The organism is Microbacterium xerophyticum (assembly GCF_053543555.1).
This window is the reverse complement of the sequence record NZ_JBLVOB010000003.1, coordinates 109,008-123,860: the sequence shown is the minus strand read 5'-3', so window position 1 is coordinate 123,860 and position 14,853 is coordinate 109,008. Positions and strand designations below refer to the sequence as shown.

Below are 14,853 nucleotides of genomic sequence, written 5' to 3'. Positions count from 1 at the left end.
CCCGGCGTCGACGGCATGATCCTGACCGACGGCGCCGAGCACGATCCTCGTTTCGAAGTGCTCGCGGACAACCGCATGCCCGCAGTCCTGGTCGGGACGCCGTTTCCCGGAACCAACATCGCCCACGTCGAGTCCCCCAATCCCGAAGCCGGTGTCGAGGATGCCGTCGAGCACCTGTTCGCGCTCGGTCATCGCCGCATCGCCTACATCGGCGGCACTCCGGGGCGATACCAGTCCGAGGCGCGCCGTTCCGCGTTCAGGGCCGCCCTGGCCGCGCAGGGCCTCACCCCGTTCGACGACGTCTTCGCCGACTACGTGCCGGAGCGTGCGGCTGAAGAGACGCGACGCATGCTCGGACTCGCGACGGCGCCGACGGCGATCCTGTACGCATCCGATGCCATGGCGATCGCGAGCATCCGGACCGCAGGCGAACTCGGCGTCCGCGTGCCGGAGGATCTCTCGATCATCGGATACGGCGGAGCCGATCTCGGCGAATGGATGACTCCGGCGCTCACGACGGTGGTCAGAGACGCGGAGCAGCGCGGACGCGCCGCCGCGATCACTCTGCTGCGTCTGCTCGGCGAAAGTCCGCAGGGCGACGCCGTGCTCAAGAATCCTGAGCTCGTGCTTCGCGCTTCCACAGCGGCTGTTCACGACTGACTCACGCCCCCGCGGGATCGAGCGCCGCGCTGCGAGCGCCCCAGCCGCGTAGATGCGCGCCGGCGTCGCCCCATGACTCGAGCGCAGCGCGCACCCCGTCATCGCCGCGTTCGACGGCCGAGGCGGTCGCGTGCGCACGTGCCTCTTCGAGAACGTCGTCGATGCGCACCCGCTGACCTCGCTGCGCGGAGATCACTGCGGCCTCCACCATCGCGAGGCTCAGGATGTTCTCGTGCACCTCTCCCGAGCACGCTTCCCCGGTGCGCACGGCGCCTGCGAACGAATGCAGAGCCTCAGAGACCCCGCCGTATCGGAGGTCGTCGATCTGCGCTGCGGACACCGGATCGCTCTGCGGTCGGTCGTCGCCGTTCCAGACCGCGCTGCCGCCCTCGCCGCTCACGCGCCACGCGCCGTTCCACGATGTCTCGGCCCCTGGGCTCGCCCAGCTGCCGGTGTAGATGTAGCGTGCACCGCCGGTCATCTCGAAGATCGCCGTGGCCGCCGCGTCACCCCGATACCAGCTCCACGCGGGGTTGTACTCCTCGCAGTAGACCGCGACAGGATCGGCGTCGAGCAGGAACCGCGCCGAGTCGAAGGGGTGGATCGCCATGTCCACGAGCAGCGGATGCGCCATCTCGTCGCGGAAACCGCCGAAGTGCGGCGCCTTGAAGAACTCGGTCGTCGCGATGCCTATGCGTCCGAACGCGGAGACCTGGCTCTTGAGCTCGTGCAGCTGCGAGTTGTGACGACGCGACTGGCTCACGACGAACAGCCGGTCGTGCAGCTCGGATGCTGCCGCGAGAGCCAGACTCTCCGCGAGCGTGGCGGCCGCCGGCTTCTCGCTCACGACGTGGAGACCGCGGGCGAGAGCCGCCCTGGTCACATCGAAGTGCGCAGCGGGGATGGTCACGTTCGCGACAGCATCCGTCTCGACCTGCTGGAGCATCTCCTCCAGGGTCCCTGCGACGGGCACATCCGAGCGTCCGACTCCGTCGACCGCCGCACGCGCGCCGTCGGTGAAGATGTCGACGACACCGACCAACTCGAATGCGGGCGATTCCTCCGCGATGGCGATCCACCTGCGGCCCATGTTGCCGGCGCCGACGACGACGACGCGCAGAGGCTGCTCGCTCATCCGGCATCCACCGTGCTGAGGACCGGCATGGTGCGGGCCAGCGCCGGCAGCTTCCGCTCGACCGGATTCGCCGCCCAGACGCACGCGTTGGCGAGCACACGGCGCACATCCGGATGGTGGTACACCGGATAGGCCTGATCGCCAGGGCTGAAGTAGAAGATGCGTCCGCGGCCGCGCTTGTACGTGAGCCCTGAGCGGAAGACCTCCCCACCGGAGAAGCTGGAGATGAAGACCGTCTCATCAGGTGCGGGCACATCGAAGAACTCGCCGTACATCTCCTGCTGCGGGATGTCGATCGGGTTCGGCACGTCCTTCACGATCGGGTGCGCAGGGTCCACCGTCCACACGAGCTCTCGATCCTCTTCGTTGCGCCACCGCAGTGAGCACGTGGTCCCCATGAGGCGCTTGAAGATCTTGGAGAAGTGCCCGGAGTGCAGCACCAGCAGCCCCATCCCGGAGAGCACGTGCTCCTGCACCCTGTCGACGATCTCGTCGTCGACCTCCTTGTGCGCCCGGTGCCCCCACCAGGTGAGCACGTCGGTCTGCGCGAGCACATCCTCGGTGAGGCCGTGCTCATCGTCGTCGAGCGTGACGGTGCGCACGACGACGTCGCCGCCGAGGTGCGCGCGGATGCCGTCTGCGATCGCGGCGTGCATGCCGTCCGGGTACAGCTCCTGCACGATCTGATCGGTCTTCTCGTGCCGGTTCTCGCCCCAGACCGTGACGCGGATCGGTGTGTTTCGTTCAGACATTTGGCTGCGTGCTCCCAAGCGGATAGTGATGGATCGACGGATCGGATGCGGATGCGGATGGGTACGGGCTGCTAGCCCTTGACGGCCCCGATGAGGATGCCGCTCTTGAAGTGCCTCTGCACGAACGGGTAGACGACGAGGATCGGGACCACGGCGAGCACGACGACGGCCATCTGGATCGCCAGTGACGCCGGCTGCGCCTGGTCCAGCGCGACGGTGTCGAGCGTGCCGCTGTTGACGAAGCTCTGCCCCTGCAGCACGTAGGCCCGCAGCACCAGCTGCAGCGGCCACTTGTCGTTGTCGTTGATGTAGAGGATCGCGTTGAAGAACGCGTTGAAGTAGCCGACGCCGTAGAACAGCGCGACGACCGATATCACCGGCTTCGACATCGGCGCCACGATCGTCGCGAGGATGCGCCACTCACCGGCGCCGTCGATGCGTGCGGAGTCGATGATGCCCTGGTCGATGCTCTGGAAGAAGTTGCGCACGATCAGGATGTTGAACGCCGACACCGCGGTCGGCAGGATCAGCGCCCATACCGAGTTGATGAGTCCGAGCCCCGAGACCAGCAGGTACATCGGGATGATGCCGGCGCCGAAGAACATCGTGATGATGATGAGGAAGAGGATCGGCCGGTGCAGCACCGACCCAGGACGCGAGAGGCCCCACGCCGCGAGCACCGAGACGATCACGCTGAGCGCGGTGCCCACTCCTGTCACGAACACCGTCACCCCGCCCGCCTTGGTGACGACGCCTCCGGAGAGGATCTGCGTGTACGCGACGGTGGTGAGCCCGTTCGGGACGATGACGAGTCCGCCGGCCTGCGTGATCGCGGACTGCGTCGAGAAGCTCGTGAGGACGACGGCCCAGAGCGGGAAGAGCACGGCGAGACACACGACGACGAGCGTCACGACCTTGCTGATCGTCACGATCAGTGAGGGCTTCTCCTGCCAGGCCGGACGCTTGACGGGTTCGTAGTGCCAGATCTTGGCGAGCAGCCCGCGGGGCGCCGGGGGCGTGACGAGCGCCTCGGTGGTGGGTTGAGCAGTCATTTCTTGTAGACCCCCGCCTCGCCGAACATGTGCGCGACCTTGTTGGCCGCCAGCACCAGGATCAGACTGATGATGCCTTTCAACAGTCCGGCCGCGGCACCGTAACTGAAGTCGCCCGACACCACACCCGAGTAGTACACGAACGTGTCGAGCACCTCCGCGGCCTCGGCGCCGACGGCGTCGCGCTGAAGGATGAGCTGTTCGAATCCCACCGAGAGCGCGTCACCGAGTCGCAGGATGAGCAGCAGGATGATGACCGGGCGCAGCGCGGGCAGAGTGATGTGCCACATCCTGCGCCAGCCGGAGGCTCCGTCGACGGCGGCCGCTTCGTACTGAGATGGGTCGATCGATGCCAGCGCCGCGAGGAACACGACGATGCCCCAGCCGGCGTCCCGCCAGATCGTCTGCGACGTCAGCAGCAGGACGAAGGTGTCCGGGTTGGTCATGATGTTCAGCGGCTCAGCGCCGATGTCGCGCAACTGCTGGCTGATCAGCCCTGCCCCGCCCAGGATCTGCTGGAACACCGTGACGATGATCACCCAGCTGAAGAAGTGCGGGAGGAAGACGATGCCCTGGATCAGCGTGCGCAACCACGGCTGCATGAGACTGTTCAGGAGGATCGCCAGCAGGATCGGCAGCGGGAAGAAGAACACCAGCTGGAAAGCGGTGATCGTCAGGGTGTTGCCGAGGGCGTGCCAGAACGCCGGATCCTGCAGCAGTCGCGAGAAGTTGTCGAACCCGACGAACGGGCTTCCCGGGATGCCGACGTACGGCGAGTACTCCTGGAACGCGACGACGTTGCCCAGCATGGGAACGTAGGCGAACACGATCAGGAGCACGACGACGGGCAGGGTCATCAGCAGGAGCGAACGGTCCTGCTTCAACCGCGTCCACAGGCTCTTGCGACGCGGCCGTCCGGCCCGAGCCTTCTGCTCGGGCCGGATGTCCTCCTCGCCCATCGCCTTGACGGCGGGGCCGAGCGGAGTGATGACGCTCACGATCAGACGTCCAGGTATCCTGCGTAGAACTCACGCAGTTCATCGCCACCGCTGCTCTTCCAGGTCTTGACTGCGACGTCGAGGTCGTCGAGCGACTTACGACCGCGAACGATGTCGCTCTCGAGGTCGTTGAACGGCTGCGACAGGCTCGCCAGCCGCACCGGCTCGAGGATCTGCATACCGTAGAACTCCGGCTCGACGCCGTACTGCATCGAGTCGGCCATGAAGTTGCAGTAGTCGGTGACGACGTCCGGGTACTGCGGCGCGTTCTGCGTGACCGGGGGACGGACGAGCCACTGATAGGTCGAGGCGACCTCCTTGAGGCCGAGTTCGGTCTTGACCGGAGCGCCGGTTTCGGGGTCCGCCTCCCAGTGGACCCCTTCGAAGCCGTTCTGCAGCAGAGCCTGTTCGGTCGTGCCGAACGGCGCCGCGATGTAGTTGAGCAGGTCCAGGATCTCGTCCATCCGTGCCGGATCGTCCTGCTTCTTCACGAACGTGATGATCTTCGCCGGGTTGCTCACGAAGAACCGCGGCGCGGAGCCGTCGTGCACGAACCAGGGCAGCGGCTGCTGGTTGTACGTCGGCGTCGTCGGCACTGTGCGCACGTGGGAGCCGATCCATCCGGAGTACCCGTCGTAGGTCAGCAGCACCTTGCCCGACTCGAAGCGCGCCTTGTTCTCTCCGCTGTTGCCTGCGACGGCGTCAGGATGGATCACCCCCGCCGCGAAGAGCTTCGCCGTGAACTCGAGGTAGCCGCGGTACTCGTCGCTCTCGTACTTGTGCACGAGCTTGCCTGATTCGCGCTTCCACTTCGGGGGCACCGCGTAGATCAGCTTGGCCGTCTCGGAGAGGTCGTTGCCCGCCCAGCGGCCGGCCTTCTCATCCGTGATCTCGACCGTCAGGTCGAAGAACTCATCCGCGTTCTTCGGCAGCTCGGTGATGCCCATCTCATCGAACAGGTCCTTGCGGTAGAACGACGAGCCCGACATCCGGTCGGACGGATACGGGAGCCCGTACAGCTTGCCCTCGAACACGCACGACTTCCACGCGTTCGTGGGGATGTTCGCGAGGTTGGGGTACTTCTCTACCTTCTCGGCGCTGAGGTACTCCCCCATGTCCTGGAACAAGCCGGGAAGGGCCTGATCGAAACGTGCGGGGATGTTGTGCTCGGCGATGGTGACGAAGTCCGGGACGTCCTTCGCCGACGCGAAGATGGCCTGCAGCTTGTCCGGGTATGCGTTGTTGTCCGTGAACCGGAAGTCGAACTTCGCGCCGATCTCCTCGTTCACCTGCTGGAGGTACTTGCTGTCTGACAGACCGGGGACGACGTTGCCGTAGGTCGGCGTCATCGCCGTGTACGAGCCGCCGACTCCTGGCACCTTGTCGACCGACTTCACGAGCTTCGGCCACTCGAGGAAACCGGGGGTCGACCCGTCGATGCCTGGGATGTCAGGAGCAACGTACTCGACCGGGACGTAGTTGGGCAGCACTCCCTTGGGGATGCCGATCGGCCCACCGCCGGCACCGCCGCCGGATCCCGCCGCAGTGGTGCAGCTCGCGAGGACGGGGGTGATGACGGCGAAACCGAGGAGACCGAGGAAACCGCGGCGACTCGTCTTCAGGTCGGATACACCTTCGAACGCATTCATGACACTCCTTCGTGTGATTTGTTTGGGACGGGTCGGGCTCGACGGATCGAGCGGGACTCGGATCGTTGATCGGCTGGTCGATGGTTGTTCGGTCGGAATCGGGGACCGTGCGTCGAGTTCCCAAGTATTTCGATACACCACTCGGAAGTCAACGCACGCTCATACATGTCTGTGGCCTGGTTCTCAGCGGGAATCGCGGACGGATCGGATGCTGTTCATTCGCTCTGCCCGGTGTCGGCGTCGAGCAGGGCGATCTCTTCGTCACTCAGCTCGAACGATGCGGCAGCAGCGGAATCGGCCGCCTGCTCCGCCGAGATCGCGCCCGGAATCGGCACGACGGTCGGGGACTGCCTCAGCTCCCACGCGAGAGCGACGCGCTGAGGGCTCACTCCGCGCTCGAGAGAGATCCGGCGCAGTGCGGGATGCCGCTCCGCGATCTTCGCGGCGCCGCCGAGTCCGCCCAGCGGCCCCCAGAGCAGGTAGGCGATGCCGTGTTCGGCGGCATACTCCATCTCGGCACGCTGGTCGCGGTGGCCGAGCGAGAAGTGATTCTCGATCGATGCCACCCGCCCGTCGAGGATCTCCTGCGCGAGAAGGATCTCGTCGAGATCGACGTTCGAGATCCCGGCACGCTTGATGATGCCCTCATCGAGCAGATCCCGCAGGGCCGTGATGGAGTCGCCGAAGTCGTGGTCCGGGTCCTTCTTGTGCAGGTGGTACAGCTCGAGCGCATCGCCGCCGATGCGCTTCAGCGATGCCTTCGCGGCCTCCTTGAGGTACGCGGGCTTGCCGTTGCGGATCCACATGGCGCCGTCACGATAGATGAGACCGCCCTTGGTCGAGAGGATCACGTCGGAGGTGTCGCCGTCATAGCGCCTCAGCGCCTCGACCACGAGCAGCTCATTGTGGCCCTGCCCATCCTGCTCGGTCGTGTACGCGTCCGACGAATCGAAGAGCGTGACGCCAGAGTCCAGAGCCGCATGCACCGTCGCGATCGCCGTCTCGCGATCCGGACGCCCCGGCACGGAGAGGTTCTGCGTGCCGAGCCCGATCGCGCCGATGCGGACGCCTCCGAGGCGACGCTCCGCCTGGACGGCATCCGTGCCGCGCGGGGTCTGGGTGTGCATTCGCTGCAGTCCTTTCCATGTCGCGTCGTCGCGACGGTTGACGTCGAAGGTGATCTGCGGTCGCCCGGAGAGTCTCGCCGATGAGTTGATCACCGTGTAACACCATACGACATGTAAACTCGTAGGACAATCCTCAATGACATGATTGACGAAAACACCTCATGGAGGTTCCATTGCCCGCACTTTCGGTTCGCACCGTCTCCCTCGTCGACGCCGTGTCCGAGTCGCTGCGCCTCGCGATCATCAACGCCGAGTACGAGCCGGGCTCCCCGCTCACCGAGGTACGGGTGTCCGAGGACTTCGGGGTCGCCCGCTCGACCGCGAAAGCCGCGGTCGAACGCCTGGTCGCAGCGGGATTCCTCGAGCGTTCCCCGCATCGTTCGGCCCAGATCCCGCGTCTCACCGAGAAGGACGTCATCGATCTGTACGAGACCAGGCAGATCATCGAGGGCGCGGCGGTGCGGCGCTCCGCGGCGTCCGGGAAGTCGTTGAACGACGCCGAGAGGGCCGAGGCCGACCTGATCAGCGCCGCCAGCAGGGGCGACCGCGACGCGGTGGCGACCGCCGACGTCGCGTTTCACACGGCTCTGGTCGAAGCGGCAGGGCTGAGAAACCTCGCCGACCTGCACGCGATGCTCATGGGTCGTGCGCACATCGCCATGGTGCAGGTGCAGCGCAGCAACCCGGACGGCGCACACCGCAGCCACAGCGAGCACGAACAGATCCTCGCGGCGATCCGCAGTGGTGACGGCGACGCCGCGGCGGAGGCGCTGTCGCAGCACCTGTCGCGAGCACAGGCCGACTTCCGTCGCGGAAGCTCCGACTGAGATCACGGCCCCCTCACGACGAGCGCTTCGAATGCGCCGATCTCCGCCACCGACGCGATGACATCGTCGCCGTCGGTCGAGATCGTCAGTCCGGACGGCGCGACGAGCGCGTCGACGATGCGACCCGCACCCACGCCGGGAACCTTCACGCGCACACCGCGGATCGGCACGGCCGGGCCCTGTCCGTTCCGACGCTGCCCGCTGTGATTGATGAGGTGGATCACGAGGCCCGCCGCAGACCGACCGAGGATGACCTCGATCTGCTCGGGAGCGTCCACATCGACCACGGGCGCATCCAGCAGCTCGTGGACTCTCGCCGTCGCGGCATCTCGGATCCGGGTCAACCCGAACTCTCCGTAACTCGCACCCACTGTCCAGGCCAGCTGCGTGACGCTGCCCCCTCCCGCCCGGCGGCGAGCCGATGCGGTCGAGGTGCCGACGACGTGACCGTACGCCTTCTCGGGTGGCCCGAAGGGCGCGCGCTCGACGACAGGCAGCAGCGCTTCGGCGTCGCCTCGCCACTGCACGTCGTAGGCGCGACCGTACCTGGGGATGAGCGCTGAGCCTTCCACGTGCGCGGCGTCGTCCAGCTTGACGTAGGAGGACAGCAGCTCGGAGCCGGCGCTCTCGACCCGATCGACGCGCACCGCCGCGGACCACGGGGCGACGCCGGCGGCGCCTTCCAACCCGGTGCCGGCGGATGCCACGACGTGACCGCCGTTCTCGATGTACGCCTCGATCGCCGCATCCTGCTCCGGCGTGAGCGTCACGATGTCGGGCATCACGACGACCGAGAACCGATCGAGCACCTCCGCCGAGATCGCGTCCGCCGGCAGCACGTCGAAGGGCAGGTGCGTCTCCTGGAGGGCGACGAACCAGCCCGTGAACTCGGCCCGTGACTCGGCGTGGCGCTCAGCACCGGAACGGAGCCCGTCAGGACGCACGAGCGCGATCGGCGAACAGGCACCGAGCCCCGAGTACACCTCGACGTTGGAGGTCACCAGTCTGGTCACGGCGGCGGCGGCCTCGAGTCCGTCGTACCGGATCCCACGGGTGGGACCCATGATGTAGGTCGACGGGTTCGCGCCTCGCGCGATCGCCTGGATCAGATACTGCCCGAGCATCTCCGGCTGCTCATCGGCCATCCGGTACGGCATGTCGAAGAACGCCACCGCGTTGACGAGTGCGGGTTTGCCGGGCTGCGTCACCCTCGACGCGCTGACCTGCTCGTTCGTGGCGTGCGGCCACAGCGGTCGTCCGATCGCGTTGTTGGCCTCATGGAACAGGATGTCGGCCGACCGGCCGAGCACGAGCGCGGTGTCGCGGCTCCGCTCCGCGATGTGCGCACTGATCCGGGCGGTGAGCGTATCGATCGTCTGCTGCGCGAACCTCTTCCAGAGCTGATGGCCGGGGCCGCTCGCATCCGTCGGCAGTGCCGAACCGGTGGCGTCGCGGAAGGCGGACCGACAGGCCTCGCAGTGGCAGATGCCGTGCCTGGTGCCGCCGTAGTCGACCTCGTTGAAGCCGAACCAGTTGAAGAAGAATCCATCCACCCGATACCGGCTGATCACCTCATCGACGATCTCGAACATGCTGCGCTGGTAGTACTCCCCGCTCGGGCAGACACTGACCAGCCCTTCATAGATCTGCAGATCGCCGGTCGCCGTTCGATACGCCCATTCGGGATGAGCGTCGATGACCTCGGGGGCCACCTTCGAGAAGTCCATGCGGGCGAGCAGGCGGATCCCGCGACGACGTGCGGCGGCGACGGCGTCGCGGACCAGGTCACCACCTGGCCTGGTGGCCAGGTGAGGGTTGCGCGTGTGGAAGTCGAGGTCGGTCGGATAGTGCGCGAGGATGCCGCCCACGTTGAGGAGCCAGGCCGTCGCACCGTGCGACTCGATGTCGTCGAGGGTCGACTCGACGTCGAGCGTCACATCGATCTCGCGCAGGTTCGTCTGGAAGACGCCGAAGGCGCGGTTCCACCACCCCGCTCTCGCCTCCTCGTGCCGATGAGCCGGCCATTGCGCTCGCGGCGCACGTCGAGCAGGGGCGAGCGGAGTCGTCACGATGACGCCGGACGATCGAGCTCGCGGGAGCGCAGCACGAGCGCGGAATGATCGAGCCCGCCACGGCCATCGGCGACGAGTGCGGCCATGAACTCAGCGATCTGGCTCGTCACCGGAAGCCGGATCCCCGCGGTCGCCGAAGAGGCTCCGACGATGCGCAGGTCCTTGTCGTGCAGATCGACGCGGAAGCCGGGTCCGAACTCCCCCGCCAGCACCGAAGCCGCCTTCCGGTCTATGACGGTGCTGCCGCCGAGCCCGCGGGAGATCGCCGCGAGCGCGGTCTCGACATCGGCGCCCTGGGATTCGAGGAACGTGACGGCCTCTGCGAGCGCCTGGAGGTGCATGGCAACCACGAGTTGATTCGCCGCCTTGACCACCTGCCCCGCGCCGGTCGGGCCGACGTGCGTGATGGTCGACCCCATCGCTTCGAGCACTCCGCGGTGCGCCTCGATCACCGCGGCCTCACCGCCGATCATGATCGACAGCACGCCCTCGATGGCGCCGGCCTCACCGCCGGACACCGGGGCGTCCAGCGCGGGATGGCCAGCATCGATGAACTTCATCGCGACCGCGCGAGCGACGTCAGGGCTGATCGTGCTCATGTCGATGTACGAGGCGCCTGCGCCGATGTTCTCGAGGATGCCGTCGTTCCCGAGCGCGACGCGCTCGACATCGGGCGAGTCGGGGAGCATCGTGATGACCACTTCGGCGCCGGCGATCGCTTCGGCTACGGAGCCCGCGACGGGGATGCCAGCGGCTGCTGCTCGTTCGAGGGTGGAGGACGAACGGGCCGTGCCGACGACCTGATGTCCTGCAGCGATGAGGTTGGCCGCCATCGGGCGCCCCATCACTCCGAGTCCGATGAATCCGATGGTGGCCATACGCGTGAGAACTCCTTCGTGCCCGGTGGTGCGAACTGTCGGTGTTCGATAGTGTATCGATATACCAACTCGAGTGGAAGGTGCACGACGTGAAGATCGCGATCACCGGAGGCAACGGTCGCCTCGGAAGCGAGGCGACCGCATGTGCACGTACCCGAGGCCACGACGTGACCGTCATCGATCGCGCAGGCGCACCCTCCGCAGGATCGGCCATCATCGACCTCACCGACTTCGACAGCGTCAGCGGGGTGATCGGCCAGGGCGGGTTCGACGCGGTCATCCATCTCGCCGGCATGCCTGGTCGCACTCGCGCCGCCGGAGACGTCCTGTTCCGCAACAACATGCTGACGTCCTACAACGTGCTGACGGCCGCGCGTCAGCACGCAGTGCAGAAGATCGTCTTCGCCTCGAGCGAGACGATCCTCGGCCTCCCGTTCGACACTCCTCCCGCTGAGCTCCCGATCACGGAGAACTCACCGACCTCGTATCGGGTTCGCCACGATTACGGAACAGTGAAGTACCTCGAGGATCGGATCGCGCAGCAGATGGCTGCCGACGACCCCGGCCTGAGCATCAGCGCGATGATGCTCACCACGATCGTGCTGCCCGAGATGTACGCCGAGTTCGCACGGTTCGAAGACGACGTCAGAGGTCGCGGTTACAACCTCTGGAGCTACACGGATGTACGAGACGCCGCTCAGGGCGTCGTACTGGCGTCCGAGCATTCCCATCCCGGATACGAACGATTCATCCTCGCCGCAGACGACACGGTCATGTGGACCTCGACCAGGGCTCTCATCGACCGCTTCCACCCCACGAGCAGACTCACCAGGGCGCTCGGTACGCATGAAAGCCTGTTCTCCAATGAGAAGGCCAAACGCGTGCTCGGGTACTCGCCGAAGTTCAGCTGGAGAGACGACCGATGACGAGAGGCCCCCGCATGCGATCGACACAACCCATCCGCCACGTGCTCGCAACCGTCGACTTCACGCCGGCCGAACTCGAGCAGCTGCGGGCGGCCTTCGCACCCGCCGGGTTCACGCACATCCCTCGACACGACGACGCCGCGATCTCCGCAGAGCTCGCCCGTGCCGACGTCGCCGTCCTCGCAGGAGACCTGACCGACGAGACTCTCGCAGCGCCGCATCTCAGATGGGTGCACTGCGACCATGCCGGCCTCAACGACTCCGCGCGCCAAGACGTCTTCGACCGCGGACTGCTCGTCACCGGGTCGGCGGGCCGCTCCGGTGAGGCCCTCGCGCAGCACGCGTTCTTCTTCGCACTCAACTTCACCTACGACATCCGCTCCACGCTCGCCAAGCAGGACGCGCACGACTGGAGCGGCGGCGACGAGTTCCGCGACCGCCCTGCCCTCTGGGGCCAGCGCCTCACGATCGTCGGGTTCGGGCACACCGGCAGGGCCATGGCAGCGTTGGGCCGCACGTTCGGGATGCATGTGACGGTGCTCACCCGCAGCGAGAGCGGCCCTTCCGCCGACGTCGACCGAATGCTGATCGCAGATCACGGAGCCGAGGTGGCCGATGCGCTGCCGGAGGCGGATGTCGTCATGCTCGCCACCAACCTGACCGATGAGACCTACCACCTGATCGGGCCGGAGCAGTTCGCATTGATGAAGTCATCGGCGATCATCATCAACATGGCACGGGGCTCCGTGATCGACGAGATCGCACTCGTGGAAGCGCTGCGAACACGGACCATCGCCGGCGCGGGACTCGACGTGTTCGAGCGCGAGCCTCTCCCCGAGACCTCGCCGCTGTGGGGCATGCCCAACGTCCTGCTCACGCCGCACGCGACGCCCAAGCTGCCCGACAAGACGCAGCGATCGATCGACACGATCGTGGCGAACATCGAACGGTACCGGAGTGGCGAGCCGCTGCTCAACGCACTCTCGCCACGGGATCTGTTCACCCGCGGATCCCGCCGCTGAACGGCCGCACAACTCCGTGCCGGGGTGCCACACTGGAGGCATGGCCCTTCACATCACCGGAGACACCGCCGCCGACGCCCTGCTGACCGACAATCCGCTCGCCCTGCTGGTGGGGATGCTCCTCGATCAGCAGGTGCCGATGGAGACGGCCTTCGCCGGTCCGCTCAAGATCGAGCAGCGCACCGGCTCGGCGGATGCCGGCGCCATCGCGGCCATGGACCCCGAGGCCTTCCTCGAAGCGTTCAAGCAGACGCCCGCCGTGCACCGGTTCCCCGGCTCGATGGCGACTCGCGTGCAGACGCTGTGCCAGGAACTCGTCGACGCCTGGGGCGGGGATGCCGCTGCGCTGTGGACCCGCGACGCCCCTGACGGCGCGGAGGTGCTGCGCCGCCTGAAGAAGCTACCCGGTTTCGGCGAGCAGAAGGCGAAGATCTTCCTCGCCCTGCTCGGCAAGCAGTACGGGTTCACCGGCGCCGGATGGCGCGAGGCATCCGCTCCGTACGGGGAGGACGGCTCGTACCGCAGCGTCGCCGACATCGTCTCGCCCGAGTCGCTGACGAAGGTGCGCGAGCACAAGAAGGCGATGAAGGCGGCGGCGAAGGCCGCCGAGTAGACCGGGCTTTTGTCAAGGCCGGTCCAGCGCAGGATCCGGTGACGCAGACTGGTCGCAACGATCCCGGGAGTGCGCATGTCGAGAAACGTCCGAAGGATGAACTGTCCGCCCGAAGCGGTCTTCCGCGTGCTGGCTGACGGCTGGCTCTACCCGAGCTGGGTGGTCGGCGCATCTCGCATGCGCGACGTCGACGCCGCATGGCCGCAGCCGGGTGCGCAGCTGCACCACTCCGTCGGGGTGTGGCCAGCTCTGATCGACGACACCACCAGCGCCGTGACCTGGGAACCGCCACGCCATATGGTGATGACCGCGCGCGGCTGGCCGATCGGAGAGGCGCGCGTGACGATCGACGTCAAGCCGTCCGGGAACGGGTGCCTGGTCCGTATCCAGGAGGAGGCGGTCAGCGGTCCGGCGAAGGCGATCCCGCGCGTGGTCTCGGACGTGCTTCTGCAGTGGCGCAACGCCGAGACGCTGCACCGGCTGGCATATCTGGCCGAGGGGATCATGCCCGTGAACGCGGCATCCGATCCGGAGACGGCATGACAGGGCGTTCCTTCGATGTCGACGCCACGGTCGTCGGTGCCGGACCCAACGGTCTCGCCGCCGCGGTCACACTCGCACGTGCCGGGTTGTCGGTGCGGGTCTTCGAGCGTGCGGCACGCGCCGGCGGTGGCGCGGCGACCGAGGAGCTCACGCTGCCCGGCTTCCACCACGACGTCTGCTCCGCGGTGCATCCGCTCGCCTTCGAATCCCGTTTCTTCCGGGAGTTCGGACTCCCCCACCGCGTGCCCTTCGTCGTGCCGGAGATCTCGTTCGCGCATCCGCTCGACGGCGGCAGGGCCGGGATCGCGTACCGGGACCTGGGTCGCACGGCTGACGGCCTCGGCGCGGACGGCAAGGCGTACGCGAGCCTGATGCGCCCGCTGGTCGAACGCTCGACCAGGGTCGCCGACTTCACCGGGGACACCCTCCTGCGTGCGCCTCGTGACATCCCCACCGCCCTGGCCTTCGGGCTGGCCGCGATGGAACAGGGCAGCCCCCTGTGGAACGCGCGATTCCGCGAGGACGCCGCGCCTGCCATGCTCACCGGGGTCGCATCGCACACGATCCTGCCGTTGCCAGGACTGGCGGGCTCCGGCGCC

Annotated in this window: 15 protein-coding genes; 7 read left to right on the top strand and 8 right to left on the bottom strand. The window is 67.0% G+C overall.

Annotated elements, in window-relative coordinates; translation table 11 throughout:
* Positions 1-660: LacI family DNA-binding transcriptional regulator (locus tag ACNPNP_RS01655; RefSeq protein WP_448964327.1), on the top strand; the 660-nt coding region annotated here is incomplete at its 5' end.
* Position 661: 1 nt separating this feature from the next.
* On the opposite strand, the gene ACNPNP_RS01650 is transcribed toward ACNPNP_RS01655, so the two are convergent.
* The 6 genes from ACNPNP_RS01650 to ACNPNP_RS01625 all read right to left on the bottom strand — a co-directional run bounded on the left by ACNPNP_RS01650 (position 662) and on the right by ACNPNP_RS01625 (position 7,373).
* Complete coding sequence (locus tag ACNPNP_RS01650) at positions 662-1,795, bottom strand: Gfo/Idh/MocA family protein (RefSeq protein WP_448964326.1); 1,134 nt, start codon at positions 1,793-1,795, stop codon at positions 662-664.
* Positions 1,792-2,547: a ThuA domain-containing protein gene (locus ACNPNP_RS01645; RefSeq protein ID WP_448964325.1), complete on the bottom strand. Its 756-nt coding sequence runs from the start codon at positions 2,545-2,547 to the stop codon at positions 1,792-1,794. Before ACNPNP_RS01645 ends, ACNPNP_RS01650 begins: the two co-directional genes overlap by 4 nt.
* A gap of 71 nt (positions 2,548-2,618) precedes the next feature.
* Complete coding sequence (locus tag ACNPNP_RS01640; RefSeq protein ID WP_448964324.1) at positions 2,619-3,599, bottom strand: carbohydrate ABC transporter permease; 981 nt, start codon at positions 3,597-3,599, stop codon at positions 2,619-2,621.
* Positions 3,596-4,558, bottom strand: coding sequence for an ABC transporter permease (locus tag ACNPNP_RS01635; protein ID WP_448964506.1), 963 nt, complete (start codon positions 4,556-4,558; stop codon positions 3,596-3,598). Before ACNPNP_RS01635 ends, ACNPNP_RS01640 begins: the two co-directional genes overlap by 4 nt.
* A gap of 41 nt (positions 4,559-4,599) precedes the next feature.
* Complete coding sequence (locus tag ACNPNP_RS01630) at positions 4,600-6,246, bottom strand: type 2 periplasmic-binding domain-containing protein (protein ID WP_448964323.1); 1,647 nt, start codon at positions 6,244-6,246, stop codon at positions 4,600-4,602.
* Positions 6,247-6,461: 215 nt separating this feature from the next.
* Positions 6,462-7,373, bottom strand: a complete 912-nt coding sequence (locus ACNPNP_RS01625; RefSeq protein ID WP_448964322.1) for an aldo/keto reductase — start codon at positions 7,371-7,373, stop codon at positions 6,462-6,464.
* A 173-nt stretch (positions 7,374-7,546) separates the two neighbouring features.
* On the opposite strand from ACNPNP_RS01625, the gene ACNPNP_RS01620 reads away from it, so the two are divergent.
* Complete coding sequence (locus ACNPNP_RS01620) at positions 7,547-8,200, top strand: GntR family transcriptional regulator (protein WP_448964321.1); 654 nt, start codon at positions 7,547-7,549, stop codon at positions 8,198-8,200.
* Positions 8,201-8,202: 2 nt separating this feature from the next.
* Here ACNPNP_RS01620 and ACNPNP_RS01615 read toward each other — a convergent pair whose 3' ends face one another.
* Together ACNPNP_RS01615 and ACNPNP_RS01610 are read right to left on the bottom strand one after the other, a co-directional pair.
* The gene (locus ACNPNP_RS01615) at positions 8,203-10,269 is read right to left on the bottom strand and encodes an alpha-amylase family protein (protein WP_448964320.1); all 2,067 of its coding nucleotides are present in this window, start codon (positions 10,267-10,269) and stop codon (positions 8,203-8,205) included.
* Entirely contained in the window at positions 10,266-11,150 is an 885-nt protein-coding gene (locus tag ACNPNP_RS01610) for an NAD(P)-dependent oxidoreductase (RefSeq protein WP_473965281.1), read from the bottom strand. The genes ACNPNP_RS01615 and ACNPNP_RS01610 overlap by 4 nt, the downstream gene beginning before the upstream one ends.
* An 89-nt stretch (positions 11,151-11,239) precedes the next feature.
* Between ACNPNP_RS01610 and ACNPNP_RS01605 the strand changes: the two genes are divergently transcribed.
* The 5 genes from ACNPNP_RS01605 to ACNPNP_RS01585 all read left to right on the top strand — a co-directional run.
* Positions 11,240-12,076, top strand: a complete 837-nt coding sequence (locus tag ACNPNP_RS01605) for an NAD-dependent epimerase/dehydratase family protein (protein WP_448964319.1) — start codon at positions 11,240-11,242, stop codon at positions 12,074-12,076.
* Positions 12,077-12,090: 14 nt separating this feature from the next.
* Complete coding sequence (locus ACNPNP_RS01600) at positions 12,091-13,098, top strand: D-2-hydroxyacid dehydrogenase (protein ID WP_448964318.1); 1,008 nt, start codon at positions 12,091-12,093, stop codon at positions 13,096-13,098.
* Positions 13,099-13,138: 40 nt separating this feature from the next.
* Positions 13,139-13,711: an HhH-GPD-type base excision DNA repair protein gene (locus ACNPNP_RS01595; protein WP_448964317.1), complete on the top strand. Its 573-nt coding sequence runs from the start codon at positions 13,139-13,141 to the stop codon at positions 13,709-13,711.
* Positions 13,712-13,786: 75 nt separating this feature from the next.
* The gene (locus ACNPNP_RS01590; RefSeq protein ID WP_448964316.1) at positions 13,787-14,254 is read left to right on the top strand and encodes an SRPBCC family protein; all 468 of its coding nucleotides are present in this window, start codon (positions 13,787-13,789) and stop codon (positions 14,252-14,254) included.
* Positions 14,251-14,853, top strand: a 603-nt coding sequence (locus ACNPNP_RS01585; protein WP_448964315.1) for a phytoene desaturase family protein, incomplete at its 3' end; no start/stop codon positions are given. The genes ACNPNP_RS01590 and ACNPNP_RS01585, both read left to right, overlap by 4 nt.

Excerpts from the sequence above, each read along its gene's own strand:
- ACNPNP_RS01650 (WP_448964326.1), bottom strand. The coding sequence starts at position 1,795 with ATGAGCGAGCAGCCTCTGCGCGTCGTCGTCGTCGGCGCCGGCAACATG.
- ACNPNP_RS01645 (WP_448964325.1), bottom strand. The coding sequence starts at position 2,547 with ATGTCTGAACGAAACACACCGATCCGCGTCACGGTCTGGGGCGAGAAC.
- ACNPNP_RS01640 (WP_448964324.1), bottom strand. The coding sequence starts at position 3,599 with ATGACTGCTCAACCCACCACCGAGGCGCTCGTCACGCCCCCGGCGCCC.
- ACNPNP_RS01635 (WP_448964506.1), bottom strand. The coding sequence starts at position 4,558 with ATGGGCGAGGAGGACATCCGGCCCGAGCAGAAGGCTCGGGCCGGACGG.
- ACNPNP_RS01630 (WP_448964323.1), bottom strand. The coding sequence starts at position 6,246 with ATGAATGCGTTCGAAGGTGTATCCGACCTGAAGACGAGTCGCCGCGGT.
- ACNPNP_RS01625 (WP_448964322.1), bottom strand. The coding sequence starts at position 7,373 with ATGCACACCCAGACCCCGCGCGGCACGGATGCCGTCCAGGCGGAGCGT.
- ACNPNP_RS01610 (WP_473965281.1), bottom strand. The coding sequence starts at position 11,150 with ATGGCCACCATCGGATTCATCGGACTCGGAGTGATGGGGCGCCCGATG.
- ACNPNP_RS01600 (WP_448964318.1), top strand. The coding sequence starts at position 12,091 with ATGCGATCGACACAACCCATCCGCCACGTGCTCGCAACCGTCGACTTC.
- ACNPNP_RS01595 (WP_448964317.1), top strand. The coding sequence starts at position 13,139 with ATGGCCCTTCACATCACCGGAGACACCGCCGCCGACGCCCTGCTGACC.
- ACNPNP_RS01590 (WP_448964316.1), top strand. The coding sequence starts at position 13,787 with ATGTCGAGAAACGTCCGAAGGATGAACTGTCCGCCCGAAGCGGTCTTC.